Here is an 18711-nt window from a genome sequence, read left to right on the forward strand (position 1 = left end):
TGGAAAAACAAGGCAATCAGGATAATGATTGGAATGGGTACACCTAAAAAGAACAGTAATAATGAGCGCATTTTAAACCTCCCACATAAATAGATTATAAATCACGTTGACGGCCACCGAAGGTCGCACACAGGCTGGCTACGAAGGCACCTGCCAGTAGAGAAATGAATGTCCAGAGCATCAGATAGCTCGTGGCTTTGCGTGCGGTATCGGCGGCTTGCTGCGCTTTCTGCTTCGTTTCTTTTAATTTAGCCTGGGCTTTGTCATAGGTGCTCTGTACCCGCTGTTCAGCCTCTTGCTGGCTGATACCCGTATTTTGAGCAATCAGACGGGCGACATACTGACGATCGTCCTGGGGTAAAGCGCCGGTGGTAATGCTGTTAACAAAAATACCGCTCACTTCACCTAACTGTGCAGGAGAAACGGGTTGTTGAGGTGCTGTTGGCGTTGCAGGAGCCGTTGGTGACGCGGGATCGGCAGCGTTGTTGGCAGGTGTGGCAGGACTGCTCGCCCTGAACATCGAGTTAACGAAATAATCCATCGACGAATCCTGTACGACAGATGACCCGTTCGCCATACTGGCTGCACCCGCTGCCGTGGTCGCCGCAGCACCCCCGGCCACGGTACCCACGATTTTAGCGCCTCCGCCAATGATGGAACCCACCGTGCTCGTTAACAGCACAGCAGATATCAGCGCCGCCACGGCCCAGGTCAAAAAACCATGTGCGGTATCGCGGAAGTAAACTTCGTCCCGGTGTGTATCGATCCATTTCGTGCGCAGTCGTCCGGATAAATAGCCTCCCATACCCGATGCCACAATTTGCGTAAACGTCAACCAGGCGATGGCAGCGATACCCACCGTACCTGCATCAAGCCCGCGGCTTTCCCATGGCGAAACGGACGTAAGTCCTAAACCGGCACCCAGCATAAGTAAAATCAAAGAAAGGGATGCCGCTGCTGCTGCGCCGGCAAAGATAGCACCCCATGATACCGCGCTGCTGCTCACGGCAGGCAGGGGCAGACGAGTATCGGGATACGTGTTATTTATTGGGGCGTGTTCGTGGATGTGAGTCATAGCTGTTATCCTTTGATTAATCTTTGCGTTCGTAACCAGGAACTGATTGAAGAAACAGGAAACATAAACACCTTCAACACTAAGGCTCTTCATGAGCCGGGGATGCCATTTATAAAAAAGGAAGGCTGTAAAACTTAAAAAATTAAAAACTAAATATCACAATGGAAATTTATTCCATGTACTAAAGATAGTAGATGATTTTCTGCTAAATGGATTTTGAGCTTTAAAAATCCGTTACCCTTTAAGATGGCGGCTTTTATCGTGAGCTTTAGATTTACCAGGCGCGCCAGCGTTAATGGCAACAGAATTACGTGACGTCGCACGGTAGTCCAGGCCCCACTCCTGACCGCAGACAGACCAATACTCTTCAGATGCTAACAGAACATTCAGGGGCGCAATCTCTACGAGCTGATTCGGACTTCCCAATGCAAAATCATCCCCACGGTTGCACCGCTAACTGGTTTGCCTGCGCTCAGGCAAAATATAAACCGTGACCTTTCAAAATGCGTCGGCAAATGCGCAAGTAATAACGGACTTCCGCTTCACGCTCTGAGCAGAGATGTGCCTCCTCGCGTCCAGCGACGCTTATGCTCCGGGCTTTCTGTTCCTCATCATGCTGAAGACGCAACGCCTTAATTATCCGGGGAATATCATATTCTTTTTATTCGAAAATTATATTTATCTGCAATAAGATTTGCAGATTTTATTAATAAAGGCTACGAATAAAAAAGCGGCGAGTATATCGCCGCTTTTATTACCTGAACAGCTAAACTGAAGTTTTAACCCATTGCGCTCTCACGCAAACTGCTTTTCAGCTTGTTGTACTCATCAATCACATACTGCTCAGCAGCGCGTTGATCGGTGATCCGTTCAACATTAACAGCACAGTATTTGTACTCCGGCGTTTTGGTAATCGGACTCAGGTTCTCCGTGACCAGTTCGTTACAGGCACCAATCCACCACTGATAGGTCATGTAAATCGCCCCTTTATTCGGACGATCGCTGACCTGCGCACGGGTAATGATTCGACCTTTACGCGAGTTCACCCATACCAGCGCTTCATCTTCAATGCCCAGACGCGCGGCGTCGGCAGTGTTGATTTGCGCATAGCCCGGTTCGTCCGCCAGCGCCGCCAGCGCCGCACAGTTGCCGGTCATTGAACGACAGGAGTAGTGGCCGACTTCACGCACAGTGGAGAGCACCATCGGGTACTCGTCGGTGAGTTTGTCGATTGGCGCTACCCAGTCGCAGGTGAAGAACTGCGCCAGGCCGTTCGGGGTATCGAACTTCTCTTTAAAGAGATAAGACGTACCCTGGTCGGCATCTGACGTGTCCCGGCAAGGCCACTGAATGTACCCCAGTTCGCCCATTTTCTCATAGGTCGCACCGTAGAAATCCGGACACAGATTACGCAACTCATCCCAGATTTCCTGGGTGTTGTTATAGTGCATCGGATAACCCATCCGGGTAGCGATTTCGCTGATGATCTGCCAGTCGGTTTTCAGATCCCACTTCGGTTCGACGGCCTTAAAGAAGCGCTGGAAGCCACGGTCGGCGGCTGAGAAGACGCCTTCATGCTCGCCCCATGAGGTAGACGGTAAAATAACGTCTGCGGCAGCGGCCGTTTTGGTCATGAAGATATCCTGCACGATGACCAGTTCCAGATCTTCAAAGCCTTTACGCACGGCGGAAAGTTCCGCATCGGTCTGAAGTGGATCTTCACCCATAATGTACGCCGCACGCACTTCACCATGCGCCGCCCGGTGTGGCAGCTCGCTAATGCGGTAGCCAGTATGTGCCGGCAGGCTTTCGACGCCCCAGGCTTTGGCAAACTTCTCGCGGTTTTCCGGGAACTTAACGTACTGGTAGCCCGGGTAGGTATCCGGTAATGCGCCCATGTCGCATGCGCCCTGGACGTTGTTCTGTCCGCGGACCGGGTTGACGCCTGCATGCGGCTTACCGAGGTTGCCGGTCAGCATCGCAAGGCTGGTCAGCGAGCGCACGGTTTCTACACCCTGATAGAACTGGGTGACACCCATACCCCACAGGATGGCAGCGGATTTTGCGCCTGCGTACATGCGCGCGCATTTGCGGATCTCATCGGCGCTGATGCCAGTGATATCCTCAACGGACTCCGGCGTGTAGCCTTCGACAATCTTGCGGTATTCTTCAAAGCCTTCCGTACGTGAGGCGACGAACGCCTGATCGTAGAGTTTCTCTTCAATGATGACATGGCCAATCGCATTCAATAGCGCGATATTCGAGCCGTTTTTCAATGCGATATGCATATCAGCAATGCGCGCGGTTTCGATTTTGCGCGGATCGCAGACGATAATTTTTGCCCCATTGCGTTTGGCGTTAATCACGTGATTCGCCACGATAGGGTGAGAGTCTGCCGGGTTGTACCCAAAGACGAACACTAAGTCCGTATTATCAATTTCATTGATGGCATTACTCATTGCGCCGTTACCGACCGACTGGTGCAGACCTGCAACCGAGGGGCCGTGTCAGACGCGTGCGCAGCAGTCGACGTTATTGGTACCAATCGCCGCGCGTGCAAATTTTTGCATTACATAGTTGGTTTCGTTACCCGTCCCGCGTGAAGAACCGGTCGTTTGAATAGCATCCGGGCCGTATTTCGCTTTGATCGCACTCAGGCGGTCAGCAACGTAATTCAGCGCTTCATCCCAGGAGACCGCTTCCAGCTTGCCACCGCGCTGGCGACGGATCATAGGGGTTTTCAGGCGCGGGGTCAGGATCTGGGTATCGTTAATAAAATCCCAGCCATAATAGCCTTTCAGACACAGAGTCCCCTGATTGGTTTTCCCCTGCGCCGCCTCCGCCCGGACGATTTTGCCGTTATCGACGACCAGATTGATTTTGCAACCTGATGCGCAATACGGGCAAACCGTGACGACTTTTTTCATCGGTCTTGCTCCAGTTAATCAAATCGCGCTTGCGCGCTTGCCGCCCCTCAGTATGCATCTTTTATGCCATGTTTATATTGTGGGCTTTCCCTGATGTTAGAGAGAAATTTCGGTCAAAACCCTGACGAAAAACAGGCCATCGTCAGATTTGACGTGTCGAATGAGAAAAGGCGTGACGTTGAGACAACATCACGCTCACACAGATTATTTCTTCTCGTTAATAGCCTGATAGCCGCCGCCGAGAGACTTGATCAACTGGATATTCTGGATGACGCGCTGAGTATCAAGCATTAACAGCGATATCTCTTCCGCCAGCACCGGCAGGCTGGCTTCAGTGGCCTGTAAGCGGCTCCCCAGCCCACGTTTATAGGCTGCTTCCGCTGCTTTCTGGGTATACCGTGTTGCCTCCACGCGCTCTGCCTGCATCGCCCGCTCGTCATTCAGCGTTTGCAAGCGCGTGCCGTTGATCGCCACATCACGCACCGCGTTAAGCACTGACTGGTTGTACCGTTCAATCATCATATTGCTGCTGGCCCGTGTGCTTTCGAGGTTGGCGTTAAGCCGTCCTCCGTCGAACAGTGGCAGGCTGAGCCCCGGAATGACGTTAAACTGGCGACTGCCCCCTTTGAACAACTGGTCGATATGGATGGAGTCCAGACCAAAGAATGCTTTGATATCAAAGCCTGGATAGAACATGGCGCGCGCGGCATCGACCTGGCTTAGCGATGCCTGAACGTACCAGCGCATCGCCTGTAAATCCGGGCGTCTGGCGAGCAATTCATAAGAGAGTGAGGAGGGGAGGCCAGTTTGTACTTGTGGCAGGGAAACCGGTTTGATTTCCGGCAGCGAGTCCGCACCAGCACCGACCAGCGCGCGCAGGGACTCCCGCGTTTCTTTGATTTGCCCCTTCACGGCGGCAATTTGTTTGTCTACCGCCAGCATCTGGGCACGTGCGCCATGATAAGGTACTTTCGCCTCCAGGCCATGAGCTACCTTACTCTGGTGGGCTTTTACGGCGTAATCAATCACAGCGCGGGTTTGCTCCAGCAGGTCAAGCATCTGGTAGCTGGCCTGAATGCTGTAATACAGCTGTGCAACCCCGGCTGAGAGCGACAGTTCGACCGCTGAGGTTTCGGCCAGCGCGGCGTTTTTGGCCCCAATCGCCGCATCGACAGCTGAGCGGTGCTTGCCCCACAGATCAAAGTCAAAACTGGCTAACAGACCGACAGTACCCTCGGTATAGTAAGGGCCGTCCATCCCGACCCGTGGCGCGTCCAGCGCATAAGGACCAAGAAAACCGTTGGCAGAAGCCCGCTGGCGGTTGACCATACCTAAAGCCGCCATTTGTAACTGCGATGCACCCTCCAGCAAATCGGCTTGCGATTGCGCTTTTTCTGCGCGTAGTTTCGCCTCGGCAAGCGAGTGTGAACCTTTCAGCGTTTGTTGGATCAGCGCATCCAGTTGTGGGTCATGAAACTGCTTCCACCATTGCGCCTGTGGCCAGCCCGAACTTGCCAGATGGATATCATCGGCAAGCTTAATTTGCTCCGGCTGGATCTGCTGATGCGGCGCGGAATCTTTACGTACCAGCGCACAGCCAGAGAGCACTGTGGCGCTGCCAAGGATACCGCAAAGGACCAGGCGTGAAAGATTACGGGTCATAGTTGAGTGGCTCCTTGCACCTGCTCTTTGGCTGGCATCTGCGTCGGGGTCGTCCAGTCCGGTAAACGGGCTATGTGCTGCATGACGCGTTGCTCCTGTTGGGATAACGTGGGCGAAATTTTTTCAAGGTCGGGCGTGATAACGGGAGACGCGCAGGTCCCGCTTGTTAATCCGGCAACGTAACTGTCCAGCAGGTCGGCAAGACAGACTGCCTGTCCGGCTGAAGACGCGTTTGTTTGAGCCTCGTCCCAGCTGTAGAGGATCTCACGACCCTGACGGATCACCGCCTGGCTATGGGCCACTAATTGGGTACGTTCCTCGTCATCAAGCTGCGGTTCCAGCGCAACCCGTTCGCAGATCTCTTCACTGGCATTGAGGGCAGCATGTACGCCAACCCGTAGCTGCAGATAGGTCCGCTGAGCTGCGGCATCCTGTTGATAAGGCATACGCAATAGTTTGCCGAGCATACCTAATACTGCCGTCAGTTTTTGCGGCAGTGCTTTAGCCTCGCTTTCCGGCCAGACGAAGGTGTAGATCACCGCGGAAACTGCCGTACCAATCAAAATACCGACGGCGCGATCGCGAATTTCAACCAGGTTGTAGACCGGGCCAAAGACGTTTTCCAGCGTTGCCAGAGCGAAGGTAACGATCATTTGTGTGCCGATATACGAAGAACGTTCTGAACCGGTGGCGATCCATGCTCCCAGCAGGAATATCGGAGCCAGGACCAGCAGTAGTTCGACAATATCATCCAGAAAAGGCATCACAAAAATGGTGATCAGTAAGGCGAGGACAGCGCCCATGAATGCGCCGCCAAAACGCAGCGCCATTTTTTGATACGATGAGCCGATGCTGGGGTTAGCGACGATAACGCAGGTCAGCATACAGGTATGAATGCCTTCCCAGTCGACCCCGGAATAGAAAACATAGCAAATCATGCATGCCAGCAGCGTTTTCAGGGCATAGCGAATATAGTTCGGATTAGTGAAGGCATCTGGCACCATTGAGGGCGCTTTTGCCGCTGGTGCTGGAGGGGTTGCCGGGTCCATGTGCCCAAGCTGGATCAGCATCTGACAAAGATTTTCCAGACCACAGTCGTGAGCGGCAGCGCGCGCTTCGGCGTTGAGTTCCCACTCACTCTGCCAGGGCTCACCCTGCGCGATAGCCACATGCAGGTCGGCAATCTCTTTTCGTAATTTCTGCACCAGATGCTGCGTCACCGGGTCTTCAGGCAATGCGGCACTATTGTAACGGTTGAGCGTTGAGTACAGATAGGTCACCGTAGTGACGCACGTCTGCCACCAGGCGCTTTTTGCCCGCCAGTCCGCATCGTCAGCCATACAGAAAACATTCAGTTTTTGCAGCGCCAGAACTTCCCGCTCAATGCGTTTTTCCGGCAGTTGAACGGCAGACGCGGTTAAATGGCTGACGGCATCATCAAGCCTGGCGCAAAGGGCTTCACGCATCTGACCCACTGCACGATTGGGAAACCACAGAACGGCGGTTAACGTCATTAGCAGCGTGGGGTACAGCCCAACGACAATACACCATAAAGTCAGACGAACCACGATCTCCGGATAGTCGAGCATGCCGGGAAAGGTTTGTCCGTACACGGCGATAATGGCAACAGCGAAAAACAGTAGCCCGAGGCGATGGGTACGCATCATGAACATGCAGCCCAGCACAATCATGCTGGCGACGATCATACGGATAAGCGGATAGCTGTAAGACCATTTGTAGATCAAAAACATGCTACCGATCTCCAGTACCGTGGCGATGACAAACAGGATCGCCACGAACCGGGTATAGAAGGCGTTCGACTGCACACCGTAAAACAGTACCGCCAGCGAAATTGCCAGGAACGGGACCTCGCAGGTCATTGAGATCAGTACCACCAGCAGGCAGCCCACCCACAGCTGCATAATCTGTGCAACCCGGCCAGGACGCTGCTCGCTTAACTCCTCATGAAAAAACGCCAGCAGCCTGACCAGTGGCAGTGGCAGAACGTTGAGGGCTTTCATCATTGTGGCTCAAGCGTGGCGACCGCCGATGCCCCGATGCGGAACATCTCCGCGTCCGGTTTTTCTATCATAATTTTTACCGGGAAACGTTGGGCAACGCGAACCCAGTTGATAGAACGGGACACACGCGGCAGGCCACCCAGTATGATACCGCCGTCATCAGGCAGGACGCCGTAACCGATAGAATCCACTTTTCCGGTAAAGACTTTCCCGCTGTCACTCATCAGACGAACCTTGGCAGGTGTACCGGCGTGGATATTTTTTAACTCCGTCTCACGGAAATTGGCAATAACGTACCAGTGGCGAGTGTCGATCAGAGTGAAAATCGGCCGCATCGCAGAGGCGAATTGACCAACAGATGTTTTCAGGGCAACTACGCGACCATCGAACGGCGCACGGACAGTGGCCATTTCAAGATGCAGTTTTGTGAGTGCAATATCGGCTTCTACCGCGGCGCGTTGGGCGACCAGGGCATCAACGCCACTGACAGCGCTGGCGGCTGACTGTGCCTGCAACAGTACGGCATTAAGATCGGCTTCGGCTGCACGCTGCGCGGTACGAGCACGATCCACCTCTTCGGCAGAAACGAACCCTTCCGACAGCAGCGGTTCGGTACGGTGCAGGGTGTCACTGGCCTGTTTAGCCGCGGCGCGCGCTTTATCGACCGCCGCCTGCACGGAATCCGCACCGTATTTTTGCGCATCGACACTACGCTGGGTCAGCATGATTTGCTTATCCAGAGCTGCCAGTGAGGCTTCGGCCTTTGACAGACTGGCTTCATAAATACGTGGATCGATACGGAACAGCAGGTCCCCTTGCTTCACCAGTTGGTTATCGGTGACAGCCAGTTCCACAATACGCCCGCTGACTTCCGGCACCACATCAATGGTATCAGCAGAGGCATAGGCATCGTTGGTAGCAGGAGCGCTATCCAGTTTCCAGATAACGAAGATCAAAACAACCACTGCCAGCACAACCAGAATCAGTGCAGGCAGCTTGTTACGAGGGGCTTTTTTCAGCGAACTTTCCATGGGCGCGTCTCAAAATGGGTTAGAAAAATACCAGCCAGAACAGCATGGAGTAGAGAGCAAAAAGGGCGGTATAAATAACGCCTGCAAAGGCTGGCATTTTATATTTACGCAGAATAACCCGCCGCGTGATAAGTGTGAGGATGACACCAGCAATAATGCAGAAAAGCCAGCAGGGATAATAAGCCCCGATAACCGGGATCGCGGGTGATAATTTACATCCGGTGAGTAAAGCTACCGGCGTGAGCCAACCTGTTTTTTTTAGCTGCATCACAATCCTGGATTTAACCGTTTGCATAATAAAATACATCCTGTCTATTGCGAGCAATATCCTGGGTGAATGTAAAATGTTCAGAGAGCTTCCAGTATGACTATTTTACCAGGAGAGTAAAATAGCTTTGTTATTTAACCGCATTCATAACTTATTTATGTTTTGTATTTATATTTATTTTATATTTATATTGTGAATAAAAATGGTGACGGAATGCATCGGCCGTCATCCAGAAAGGGTATTAACGGTGAATAGCAGGGGAATGACCGTGCTTATATGACACATATCCACATGATCATAAGCGTATTAAAGCCCCGCCCAACCAGGGCGGGGGGCCGCAGACCTTAATTGGGCGTTACCACATTGACCCAAAGCTCAAACTGATCCAGCGTGCCGATAATTTCATCCAGCTTCGCAGCATTGCCGATCACTTTGACTTTCTTCGCTTTCACCAGATCGGCGATTTTCGCCTGGCCCAGCAGAACGTCATGCAGATCGGCACGACTGATATAGAACGATGCATCTGCCTTCGGCTGCAACGTCTGGCGATAATTGAGAACGCTGTTATTCAGCGTCAGGTTCAGGTTCTCATGGTTATCCAGATTGAAGTTCAGACTGATGTTCTTACCCGCGGCTTTCGCGCTGTCCAGCCGTACGCCCATATAGTCAAACAGCATTTCTACTGTCATCCCCTTAAGGGTATCCGGAGAGTCGGTGCTGCCGTGCTTAAACTTATGTACGCCTTCACGCAGCTCCTTCGCGCCAGTCAGATAGAAGCCGCGCCAGGTAGCCGATTCCGCCTGATAGCCCAGTTGTTCAAACGTATCAGCCTGTAGATTGCGTGCCACCTGATAGTTAGGTTCAGCGGAGAGAACCTGTTTTAACAGTTCGGCTGCCCAGCGATAGTCGCCGCTGTTATAAGCTTCCTGCGCCAGTTTTACCGCATGAGCCGAGCCGCCCAGCGCTTTTACATAGCGTTTGCCCATATCGACCTGGCTGTAAGGGTCGAGGTTCGCCGGGTTGCCATCAAAATAGCCGAGATAGTAGTTGTACACCGCACGGGCGTTGTGGCTGACGGAGCCGTAGTAGCCGCGACTGGCCCAATTCTGCTCCAGGGTTTTCGGCAGTTTAATCATGTTGCCGATTTCGTTCATTGTATAACCCTGGTTGGCCAGGTGCAGGGTCTGGTCATGGATATACTTGATGGTATCGCGGTATTTACCGATATAGTCATTAATGTGCTGATTACCCCAGACCGGCCAGGTATGTGGCATAAATAAGACTTCCGCCTGGCTACCCCACATATCCAGCGTTTCATTGAGATAAGAAGCCCACTTGCTGGTATCACGGGTTTTCGCGCCGCGCAGGGTATAGAAGTTATGCTGCAGATGCGTGGCGTTTTCCGCCGTGCACAGCGCCTTCAGCGCCGGAATGTAGAAGTGCATTTCCGCTGGCGCTTCACTACCCGGGGCCATCAGGAAATCAAACTCCAGACCATCAATCACCATTTTTTCGCCCGTTTTGGTGATCGATTTGGTGGGCGCGATAATGGTTGGGAAACTGGCTGCTGGGGTAACGCCCAGACCGTTGCCGATATTCCCTTGTGGGTTATGTGGCAGCAACAGGCCGTAGGAGTAGAGCGAACGGCGGCTCATGATATTACCCAGTAACACGTTCTCGCTGATGGCTTCATTCATAAATCCAGCCGGGGCGATAACCTGTACTTTGCCAGCTTTTACGTCATCTTCGGAGATAACGCCCTTAACACCGCCGTAATGGTCAGTATGGCTGTGGGAGTAGATTACGGCGACAACGGGTTTTTTCGGACGATGCTGATAATAAAGCTCAAGGCTGGCTTTTGCCGCTTTATCGCTCAGGAGCGGGTCAATCACAATGATTCCGGTATCGCCTTCAATAAAGGTGATGTTGGCAATGTCCAGCCCGCGAACCTGGTACATGCGGTCAGTGACTTTAAACAGACCAGAAATGCCATTGAGCTGACTCTGTCGCCACAGGCTGGGGTTGACCGTATCCGGCGCTGGCGCATTGATATCAAAACGATAATCATAAGCACGGTAGACCGCTTTCCCCTCAGCGTTTTTCAGCACGCCTTCATCAGGCAGCGGCGCGATAAAACCGCGTTGTGCATCGTCAAAGTCCTGCCGGTTACTAAATGGCAGCGTTTGCTGATATTGCTGGTTAACCTGTTTGGTCTCAGAGGTAGCATCTTTTGCTACTGCAGCGGCAAATGCCGGGCTGAATGTGAATAAACCGTAAGCGGCAGCGATAGCGATCGCTATTCGGCTAGTGCGTGATTTTATGGATACTAACATTTTGCTTTCTCTTTCCCTTTAGATTTTGCCGTCAGCAAACGCGGTACGCGTGTCGTCGCGGCACAACAATGCCCATCCAGTCCGGATGGGCTGGTGTGTAAATGATTAATTGGGCGTTACCACATTGACCCAAAAGTCGAACTGATCCAGCGTGCCGATGATTTCATCCAGCTTCGTGGCATTGCCGATCACTTTGACTTTCTTCGCTTTCACCAGATCGGCCATCTTCGCCTGACCCGTCAGCACGTTGTGCAGATCGGCACGGCTCATATAGAACGATGCATCCGCCTTCGGTTGCAGCGTCTGACGATGATTGAGCACGCTGTCATTCAGGGACAGATTCAGGTTGTCACCGTGATCCAGATTGAAGTTCAGGCTGATGTCTTTGCCCGCGGCCTTCGCGCTGTCCAGGCGGATCGCCATATAATCAAACAGCATTTCTACCGTCATACCTTTAAGGGTATCCTCGGAAGCGGTTGCGCCAACGGGGACCTTCCTTACACCAGTACGAAGCTCTTGCGCACCGGTCAGGTAAAAACCGCGCCAGGTGGCGGACTCAGCTTGATAGCCCAGTTGTTCGAAGGTATCGGCCTGCAGGTTTTTGGCGATCTGGTCGCCAGGATCGGCGGCAATAACCTGTTTGAGCAGCTCTGCCGCCCAGCGGTAATCACCCTGCTTATAGGCATCACTCGCCAGATTGATAACGTGTGCTGAACCGCCGAGCGCTTTGACGTAGCGTTTGCCCATATCAACCTGACCGTAAGGATCGAGATTAGCCGGATTGCCGTCGAAGTAGCCGAGATAGAAGTTATAAACCGCGCGGGCGTTGTGGCTGACAGAGCCATAGTAGCCACGGCTGGCCCAATTCTGCTCCAGGGTTTTCGGCAGTTTAATCATGTTGCCGATTTCATTCATCGTATAACCCTGGTTGGCCAGGTGCAGGGTCTGGTCATGGATATACTTGATGGTATCGCGGTATTTACCTATATAGTCATTAATATGCTGATTACCCCAGACCGGCCAGGTGTGTGGCATAAATAAGACTTCGGCCTGACTGCCCCACATATCCAGAGTTTGGTTCAGATACGCTGTCCATTTACTGGTGTCACGAGTTTTTGCCCCGCGCAGGGTGTAGAAGTTATGCTGCAGATGCGTGGCGTTTTCGGCGGTGCACAGCGCTTTGAGTGCCGGAATGTAGAAGTGCATTTCGGCAGGCGCTTCGCTGCCCGGTGCCATCAGGAAGTCAAATTCCAGACCGTCAATAATACGTTTCTCACCGGTTTTGGTGATGGAGAAGGTGGGGGGAATAATGGTAGGTGTACCGCCGCTGACGGCAACGCCCAGTCCATTGCCGATATTGCCTTTGGCGTTATGTGGCAGTAAAGAGCTATAGGAATAGGAACCACGGCGACTCATAATGTTGCCGGTTAGCACGTTTTCGCTGATGGCTTCCTCCATAAAGCCTACCGGAGCGATAATTTGCACCTTACCAGACTTCACGTCGGCTTCTGAAACGATGCCTTTTACGCCACCATAGTGATCGACGTGGCTGTGAGTATAAATGACCGCCACAACGGGTTTTTGTGGGCGATGCTGAAAGTATAAATCGAGGCTGGCTTTAGCTGCTGGAGCGGAAACCAGCGGGTCAATAACGATAATCCCGGTATCACCTTCGATAAAGGTTATATTGGAGATATCCTGACCGCGCACCTGATACATGCGGTCTGTCACTTTAAACAGACCAGAAATACCGTTGAGCTGCGACTGACGCCACAGGCTGGGGTTTACCGTCTCTGGTGCGGTGGCATTGATATCAAATTTATAATCTTCCGCCCGATAATACTGTTTTCCGTCTGCGTTTTTCAGGATGCCCTGATCCAGCAGTGGTGCGATAAATCCGCGCTGGGCATCTTCAAAATCCTGGCGGTCACTAAAAGGTAATGACTGGATATACTTTTGGTTGATCTGTTGAGTATATTTTGTTGCATCTTTAGGGGCTTCAACGGCGAAGGCGGAGTTAACAAGGAACCCCGTTGCTGCGGTGATAGCAATGAACGTCCTGCTCAGGCGAAATAACCGGGAGTTATTCATATAAATCTCCATTTATTATTCATGGTGTAAATTAATCAAGCTGAAAAGAAAGGTCGCAATTTCTGGAAGTATCATATGATCCAATTTAATATTTTATGAAGAATAATTGTGAGGTAGTTAACTAATTTTATAAGGTATTTGTGCGCTATCGGAAGGCGATGTCTGAAACAGGTCTCAGGCAGGTCAATAAGCTGTGGTTTTATTGTTTGTATGTATGTTTTTATTTTTTTTATATATTTGATAAATGAATTGAGATGGCCCAGCGATTAATACGTCAGTGCCGCCCTGGCGAGGGAAAACATATTAATAAATGGTACCGTATGCCAGAGCAAAGAATGACAGTGATTCACTTCGGTTGGTAAGAAGGGGAAAATTGACGGAGTCAGCGGCACGCTTAACGCGCCGCCACCGGATTACTTTGTGCCGCCTGCCTCAACGTAGGTACTCCGCGGGATCGCCATCAGCCGTTCGCCGCACACGAGGATCAGGTCGAGTCCCAGCGGCACGGGTAGAGGGCGCTCTATTAACTCGTGAAGCAAACATGTTGGCAGCTTTGGCGCAATCATGCGCGCTTCCGCCATCCCGTTACCACTCAGCTGCAGCATTTGACCGCCGCTCAGGCTGGTGACTTCTAAAATCAGCATCACATTTCTGTCAAAGCACAGATTCTGTTGCACCAGTTGATGGCTGGCTGTGGCAGGAAGCCAGACTGGCGTATTGCTATCGGCCAGCGTCATCAGCCGGTTCGCCGTGGTGAGATCGAAAGGATGATGAAGCGAGACAATCACACCCGGTTCACTCATGGCTTTCATTAAACGACGGGAACCAGACTGGGTTTTTTGTTCGGGCAGGGTAAACGCGGTTTGTAGGGTCATACATCTCTCCGGCAACCAGCATAAAAAGTCATTCCGGCTGGCTGGCGATATTTACGGCACGGTGACGAGATTATTTATGTTAAGGCATCTTTTGCGAGGCTGGTTCATCGTGGCGGTTAATGATGACAATTTCGTTACACAATGATGAATGCGAGATGAAGAGTGGAGAACGAGCGAAAAAGGCGGGCATATCTACCCGCCGCCAGGATCAGTTCTTTTTCACAAACTCAGACTTCAGCTTCATCGGGCCGAAACCGTCGATTTTACAATCGATATTATGATCGCCTTCCACCAGGCGGATATTTTTCACTTTCGTGCCGATTTTCAACATTGAAGAGCTGCCTTTTACCTTCAGGTCTTTTACCACCGTCACGCTGTCACCGTCCGCCAGCAGGTTACCATTAGCATCTTTTACGATAAGCTGGTCGTTATCCTGCGCGGGTTCTGCGTCGTTCCATTCGTGAGCGCATTCCGGGCAGATGAACATACCGTTGTCTTCATAGGTGTATTCAGAATTGCATTGTGGGCAGTGGGGAAGTTGCATGTTCTTATCCTCATAAGTGCTTGCAAAACTGGTAGTTAGCCAGAAAAACCCGGCATTTTGCCGGAAAAGGCGGCAATTATACCTTAAATTCCGTACTTTTGTTGATGCTATTGTGGAATCGCAGGGCGTTCCATTGCGTTGCCGTGAGTGCAGAGAATTTTTATGAACGGAAATTGCTACCCTCAACTATTTCAGATATGGTGAAGCAACGCATTTTCATCAATAAAAGTGCGATTTCTTGCCAATCCCCACCGCATCTGCGCGTGGTCAGCCCTCCACCTTACGTGGGTAGATATACGAAGATATATCCGGGTGTTTATTAAAAATGAGCTACGCTGAACATTTTCCTGCTTACCGGGGAGTATGCTATGTATTGCTCGTTCAGCATCAAAAAAATATATTAGCCAATGCCAACGAGTATTATGGCGTTAAAACTATTTACCATAAGAAATTATAGAAAACTAAAATTGGTAATAAAAAGTCTGACAAATAAAATCAATAAAATTTGCGTTAAGGGAAGACTTTAACCATGTACACACAGACGATCTACGAATTAAGTCAAGAAGCTGAACGCCTGCTGCAGCTTGCGCAGCATCATTTGCAGGCCATAAAAATTCCGCTTCCTGAGGTTCTGGAGGGCGAGCCTACTATTAATGGTAGCCAATATCAGCATCATTTTAGTGCGCGAGGTATTGAGGCTCAACAGGCCACACTAAATAACGAATTACGTAAAATTACCCGTCTGGAAATGGTGCTGGCCATTGTTGGGACCATGAAAGCAGGAAAATCCACCACTATTAACGCTATTGTTGGTACTGAGGTTTTACCAAACCGTAATCGTCCTATGACGGCGTTACCCACGCTCATTAGACATACCTCCGGGCAGAAAGAGCCTATTCTGCATTTCTCCCATGTCGCCCCTATCGAAAAATTAATGCATGTTCTGCAAAATAGTCTCTTGTTGGTCGATCGACAAACACTGGCACAACACCTTGAAATTGATAAAGATATGGCGCTTTTACTGGAAAGTATTGCTAATGGCGTTGCATTTGAAAAGCATTATCTTGGTGCGGAGCCCATCTTTCACTGCCTGAAAAGTCTTAACGATCTGGTGCGGCTGTCACGGGCGCTGGATGTCGATTTTCCTTTTTCTGATTATGCGGCGATCGAGCATATTCCGGTGATAGAAGTCGAATTTATCCATTTGTCTGGTATGGATACCAATCCAGGTCAGTTAACGTTGCTGGATACCCCCGGCCCGAATGAAGCCGGCCAGCCACATTTGCAAAAAATGCTTAATGAGCAGCTGGCACGAGCTTCAGCAGTACTGGCGGTGATGGATTACACGCAGCTAAAATCCATTTCGGATCATGAAGTGCGCCAGGCGATCTCCGCCGTTGGCCGGTCAGTGCCGCTTTACGCGCTGGTAAATAAGTTCGATCAAAAAGATCGTAATAGCGATGATGCGGAACAGGTACGCGCGCTGATCTCCGGAACCTTAATGAAAGGGCTGATCGCGCCAGGGCAGATCTTTCCGGTCTCCTCTATGTGGGGCTATCTGGCTAATCGCGCACGTTATGAACTGGCCACGTTCGGTAAGCTGCCCGACCCTGATGATCAACGTTGGGTGCAGGATTTTGCCGAGGCGGCATTGGGAAGACGCTGGCGGACTGCCGATCTGGATGATATTGAGCATATTCGCCATGCTGCCGATCTATTATGGGAGGATTCGCTTTTTGAGCGGCCAATCATGAGCCTGCTACATGCCGCTCATGCCAATGCCTCCTTATATGCCTTGCGATCTGCCTCCCATAAATTGCTGAACTATGCACAAAGCGCCAGAGAGTATCTTGAATTCCGCCATCAGGGGCTGACCATCACTTTTGACGCGCTACAGTGCAGTATCGGGCTTCTTGAAGAGGATATGACACAGCTTCGTTTAAAGCAGGAAGGAGTCAGGGATGAAATTGATCATGAGGTTAAGCAGTGGCTCACCGCGGCGACAGAGTTTGTTGAGCGGCAGAGGCGGGAAACCCAACGCGCTATTGAAGATGGTTTCCGGCCGGTGCGTCTGTTAAGTCTGATGAACCTCAGTCATGCCGATTTACGCCAGGATAACGACACCGGGCACAAGCAACTGGTGTTGAGTAATGAAGGGCAGGCGCAAATTATACTGAGTAAAATTCGCGTGGCCTCTGAGACGACGTTGACGTCAGCCCACGATACGGCCGCGCGGGAGTTGGGAATACGGTTCAGCCAGCTTGAAAGCACCCTCACGCGCGCACTTAACGACACATTACGGCCTATTGAGCAGCGGATTAAACAAGATCTTAACCAGTCTGGCTTCGGCGTGCACATTGGCCTGCCCTCATTTCAGGCAGGCAGCGTGAATTTTAATGCGCCCCAATTATTTAACGACGTTATCTTTCCTGAAGAGAACGAAGGCGACGTGCCGTCGCGCGCCTCCGGCGTGCGTGAGGCGGTATCGCGCTGGCTGAATAACCCCAACTGGGGTTGGGATGATTATGTGATTTCAAGAACGCGCTATGTCATCGATCTTACCGCGCTGGAAGATAAACTCATTCAACACATTAATGCATTTTACACGCAGCTGCTCGCGGATGCCGTGGCTCAGGTTGAGCTATCCGTTTCGTCGGGTATGAGTACGTTTTTCAATGAATTTTCCCAAACCCTGAGTGAATTACAAAAAAGTTTGCAGGACAGTCTGGTCCTGCGCCAGCAACGTGAATCAACGGTCAAAACGTTACGTCAGCAATTGCAATACAGTTTGACCGCCGTGCAGTGGATTCAGGAGGACGCGCGTCTGCTGCGCGATGATATTCAAACTCTCTTTGCGGCTGAAAACCCATGAATACCCCTTTGCTTGATGGACCCGCCCGTCCGCTTGAATCTGTTCATGCGAAATTTATCGTCGATCTGGTGCTGGGTATTGATAATCCGCGTCAGACGGCGGTTCCGCCTCAGCAGTTGCGTTTTCGCGAACGCTTAATGAATGAAATTATGGCTCAGGCACAGCTCCGTACCTGGTCGATGGTCGGTGCGCTTAGTGAAAATCCGGCAATGCGGGTAGGGCTGGCTGATAAACTGGCAAGCACGCTGGACCCGGGACACCTGGCCTTAACTAAAATGGGTCACCACCTGCATATCCTGCAGCAAAAAGGCAACGAAACCCCCGGCACACTGCAACTGTATGCGACTACAGGCGAGCGTTTTCTTCGCCGCGCCGCCCATAAGCAACGTGCATTATCCCAGCGCGGACTGATGGTGCAGGCCGGAGAACACAGCGATCAGGTCTTTACCCGTTGGCAGGCAGGAAACTATAGCGGCTGGTCGTTGGCGGGACGTTGTTTTATAGCGCTTGAAGAGTTGCGCTGGGGAGCATTTGGTGATGCCTGCCGGTTGTTAACCGGCGAGGCGAAAGCGCTGCTGATGGATAACTTACGTGCGATGGCTACGCAGTACCTGGCGCAAAGCATTCATGCAGCATCGGCGACGCGTCATTTTTATCTTCAATGGTTGACCAGCCCCGTTGCGCCTGCGCTGATGGATCATAAAGAAATGCTGTGCTGGCTTGGTAGTGATTGCGATAGCGAGCATCATCCGGTGAGCTGGTCGGTGACGCAGACCTGGCAAACCATCGCGCTCGGCATGCCGAGACTCTGTTCTGCCACGCGGCTGGCAACCGCGATGGTCGATGAAATCTTTCAGGAAGAGGAGATATTCACAGTGGTTTAAGGCGACCTTTCGCTTTTATTACAACGCAAAGAGAACCTCGTTAACGTACCCATCTGAATTTCGTGAAGTTGATCACACTTTTAAACGCTGGTAGGGTAGATGTATTATTCATGATCTGAATGATTTGG

12 protein-coding genes are annotated in these 18711 nt (G+C 51.5%); 2 read left to right on the plus strand and 10 right to left on the minus strand.

Going from position 1 to position 18711, the window contains the following annotated elements; genetic code table 11:
- Nucleotides 1-94: 94 nt before the first annotated feature.
- The 10 genes from CHU32_RS17750 to CHU32_RS17800 form a co-directional block, all read right to left on the minus strand.
- Nucleotides 95-1075, minus strand: coding sequence for a hypothetical protein (locus CHU32_RS17750; RefSeq protein WP_103677383.1), 981 nt, complete (start codon nucleotides 1073-1075; stop codon nucleotides 95-97).
- 779 nt (nucleotides 1076-1854) lie between these two features.
- Complete coding sequence (gene fdhF / locus CHU32_RS17755) at nucleotides 1855-4002, minus strand: formate dehydrogenase subunit alpha (protein ID WP_103677384.1); 2148 nt, start codon at nucleotides 4000-4002, stop codon at nucleotides 1855-1857.
- A gap of 204 nt (nucleotides 4003-4206) precedes the next feature.
- A complete protein-coding gene (locus CHU32_RS17765) occupies nucleotides 4207-5664 on the minus strand; it encodes an MdtP family multidrug efflux transporter outer membrane subunit (RefSeq protein WP_103677386.1) in 1458 nt (485 codons plus the stop codon).
- Nucleotides 5661-7685 carry a multidrug efflux transporter permease subunit MdtO gene (gene mdtO / locus CHU32_RS17770; protein ID WP_103677408.1) on the minus strand — a complete coding sequence of 675 codons (2025 nt, stop codon included), beginning with the start codon at nucleotides 7683-7685 and terminating at the stop codon, nucleotides 5661-5663. Before mdtO ends, CHU32_RS17765 begins: the two co-directional genes overlap by 4 nt.
- Nucleotides 7685-8716: a multidrug transporter subunit MdtN gene (mdtN, locus tag CHU32_RS17775; protein ID WP_103677387.1), complete on the minus strand. Its 1032-nt coding sequence runs from the start codon at nucleotides 8714-8716 to the stop codon at nucleotides 7685-7687. Before mdtN ends, mdtO begins: the two co-directional genes overlap by 1 nt.
- A gap of 19 nt (nucleotides 8717-8735) precedes the next feature.
- Nucleotides 8736-9011: a YtcA family lipoprotein gene (locus tag CHU32_RS17780; protein ID WP_103677409.1), complete on the minus strand. Its 276-nt coding sequence runs from the start codon at nucleotides 9009-9011 to the stop codon at nucleotides 8736-8738.
- Nucleotides 9012-9328: 317 nt separating this feature from the next.
- Nucleotides 9329-11317, minus strand: coding sequence for an alkyl/aryl-sulfatase (locus tag CHU32_RS17785; protein WP_103677388.1), 1989 nt, complete (start codon nucleotides 11315-11317; stop codon nucleotides 9329-9331).
- A gap of 105 nt (nucleotides 11318-11422) precedes the next feature.
- Nucleotides 11423-13408 (minus strand): alkyl/aryl-sulfatase, encoded by a 1986-nt coding sequence (locus CHU32_RS17790; protein WP_103677410.1) that lies wholly within the window; start codon nucleotides 13406-13408, stop codon nucleotides 11423-11425.
- 413 nt (nucleotides 13409-13821) lie between these two features.
- The gene (locus CHU32_RS17795; protein WP_103677389.1) at nucleotides 13822-14283 is read right to left on the minus strand and encodes a phosphonate C-P lyase system protein PhnH; all 462 of its coding nucleotides are present in this window, start codon (nucleotides 14281-14283) and stop codon (nucleotides 13822-13824) included.
- A 208-nt stretch (nucleotides 14284-14491) separates the two neighbouring features.
- Nucleotides 14492-14827 carry a zinc ribbon domain-containing protein YjdM gene (locus CHU32_RS17800; RefSeq protein WP_103677390.1) on the minus strand — a complete coding sequence of 112 codons (336 nt, stop codon included), beginning with the start codon at nucleotides 14825-14827 and terminating at the stop codon, nucleotides 14492-14494.
- Nucleotides 14828-15356: 529 nt separating this feature from the next.
- On the opposite strand from CHU32_RS17800, the gene crfC reads away from it, so the two are divergent.
- Together crfC and CHU32_RS17810 are read left to right on the plus strand one after the other, a co-directional pair.
- Nucleotides 15357-17699 (plus strand): clamp-binding protein CrfC, encoded by a 2343-nt coding sequence (gene crfC, locus CHU32_RS17805; RefSeq protein ID WP_103677391.1) that lies wholly within the window; start codon nucleotides 15357-15359, stop codon nucleotides 17697-17699.
- Entirely contained in the window at nucleotides 17696-18583 is an 888-nt protein-coding gene (locus tag CHU32_RS17810; protein WP_103677392.1) for a diguanylate cyclase regulator RdcB family protein, read from the plus strand. The genes crfC and CHU32_RS17810 overlap by 4 nt, the downstream gene beginning before the upstream one ends.
- Nucleotides 18584-18711: the final 128 nt, after the last annotated feature.

This window comes from Superficieibacter electus (assembly GCF_002915575.1).
GTDB classification, from domain to species: domain Bacteria; phylum Pseudomonadota; class Gammaproteobacteria; order Enterobacterales; family Enterobacteriaceae; genus Superficieibacter; species Superficieibacter electus.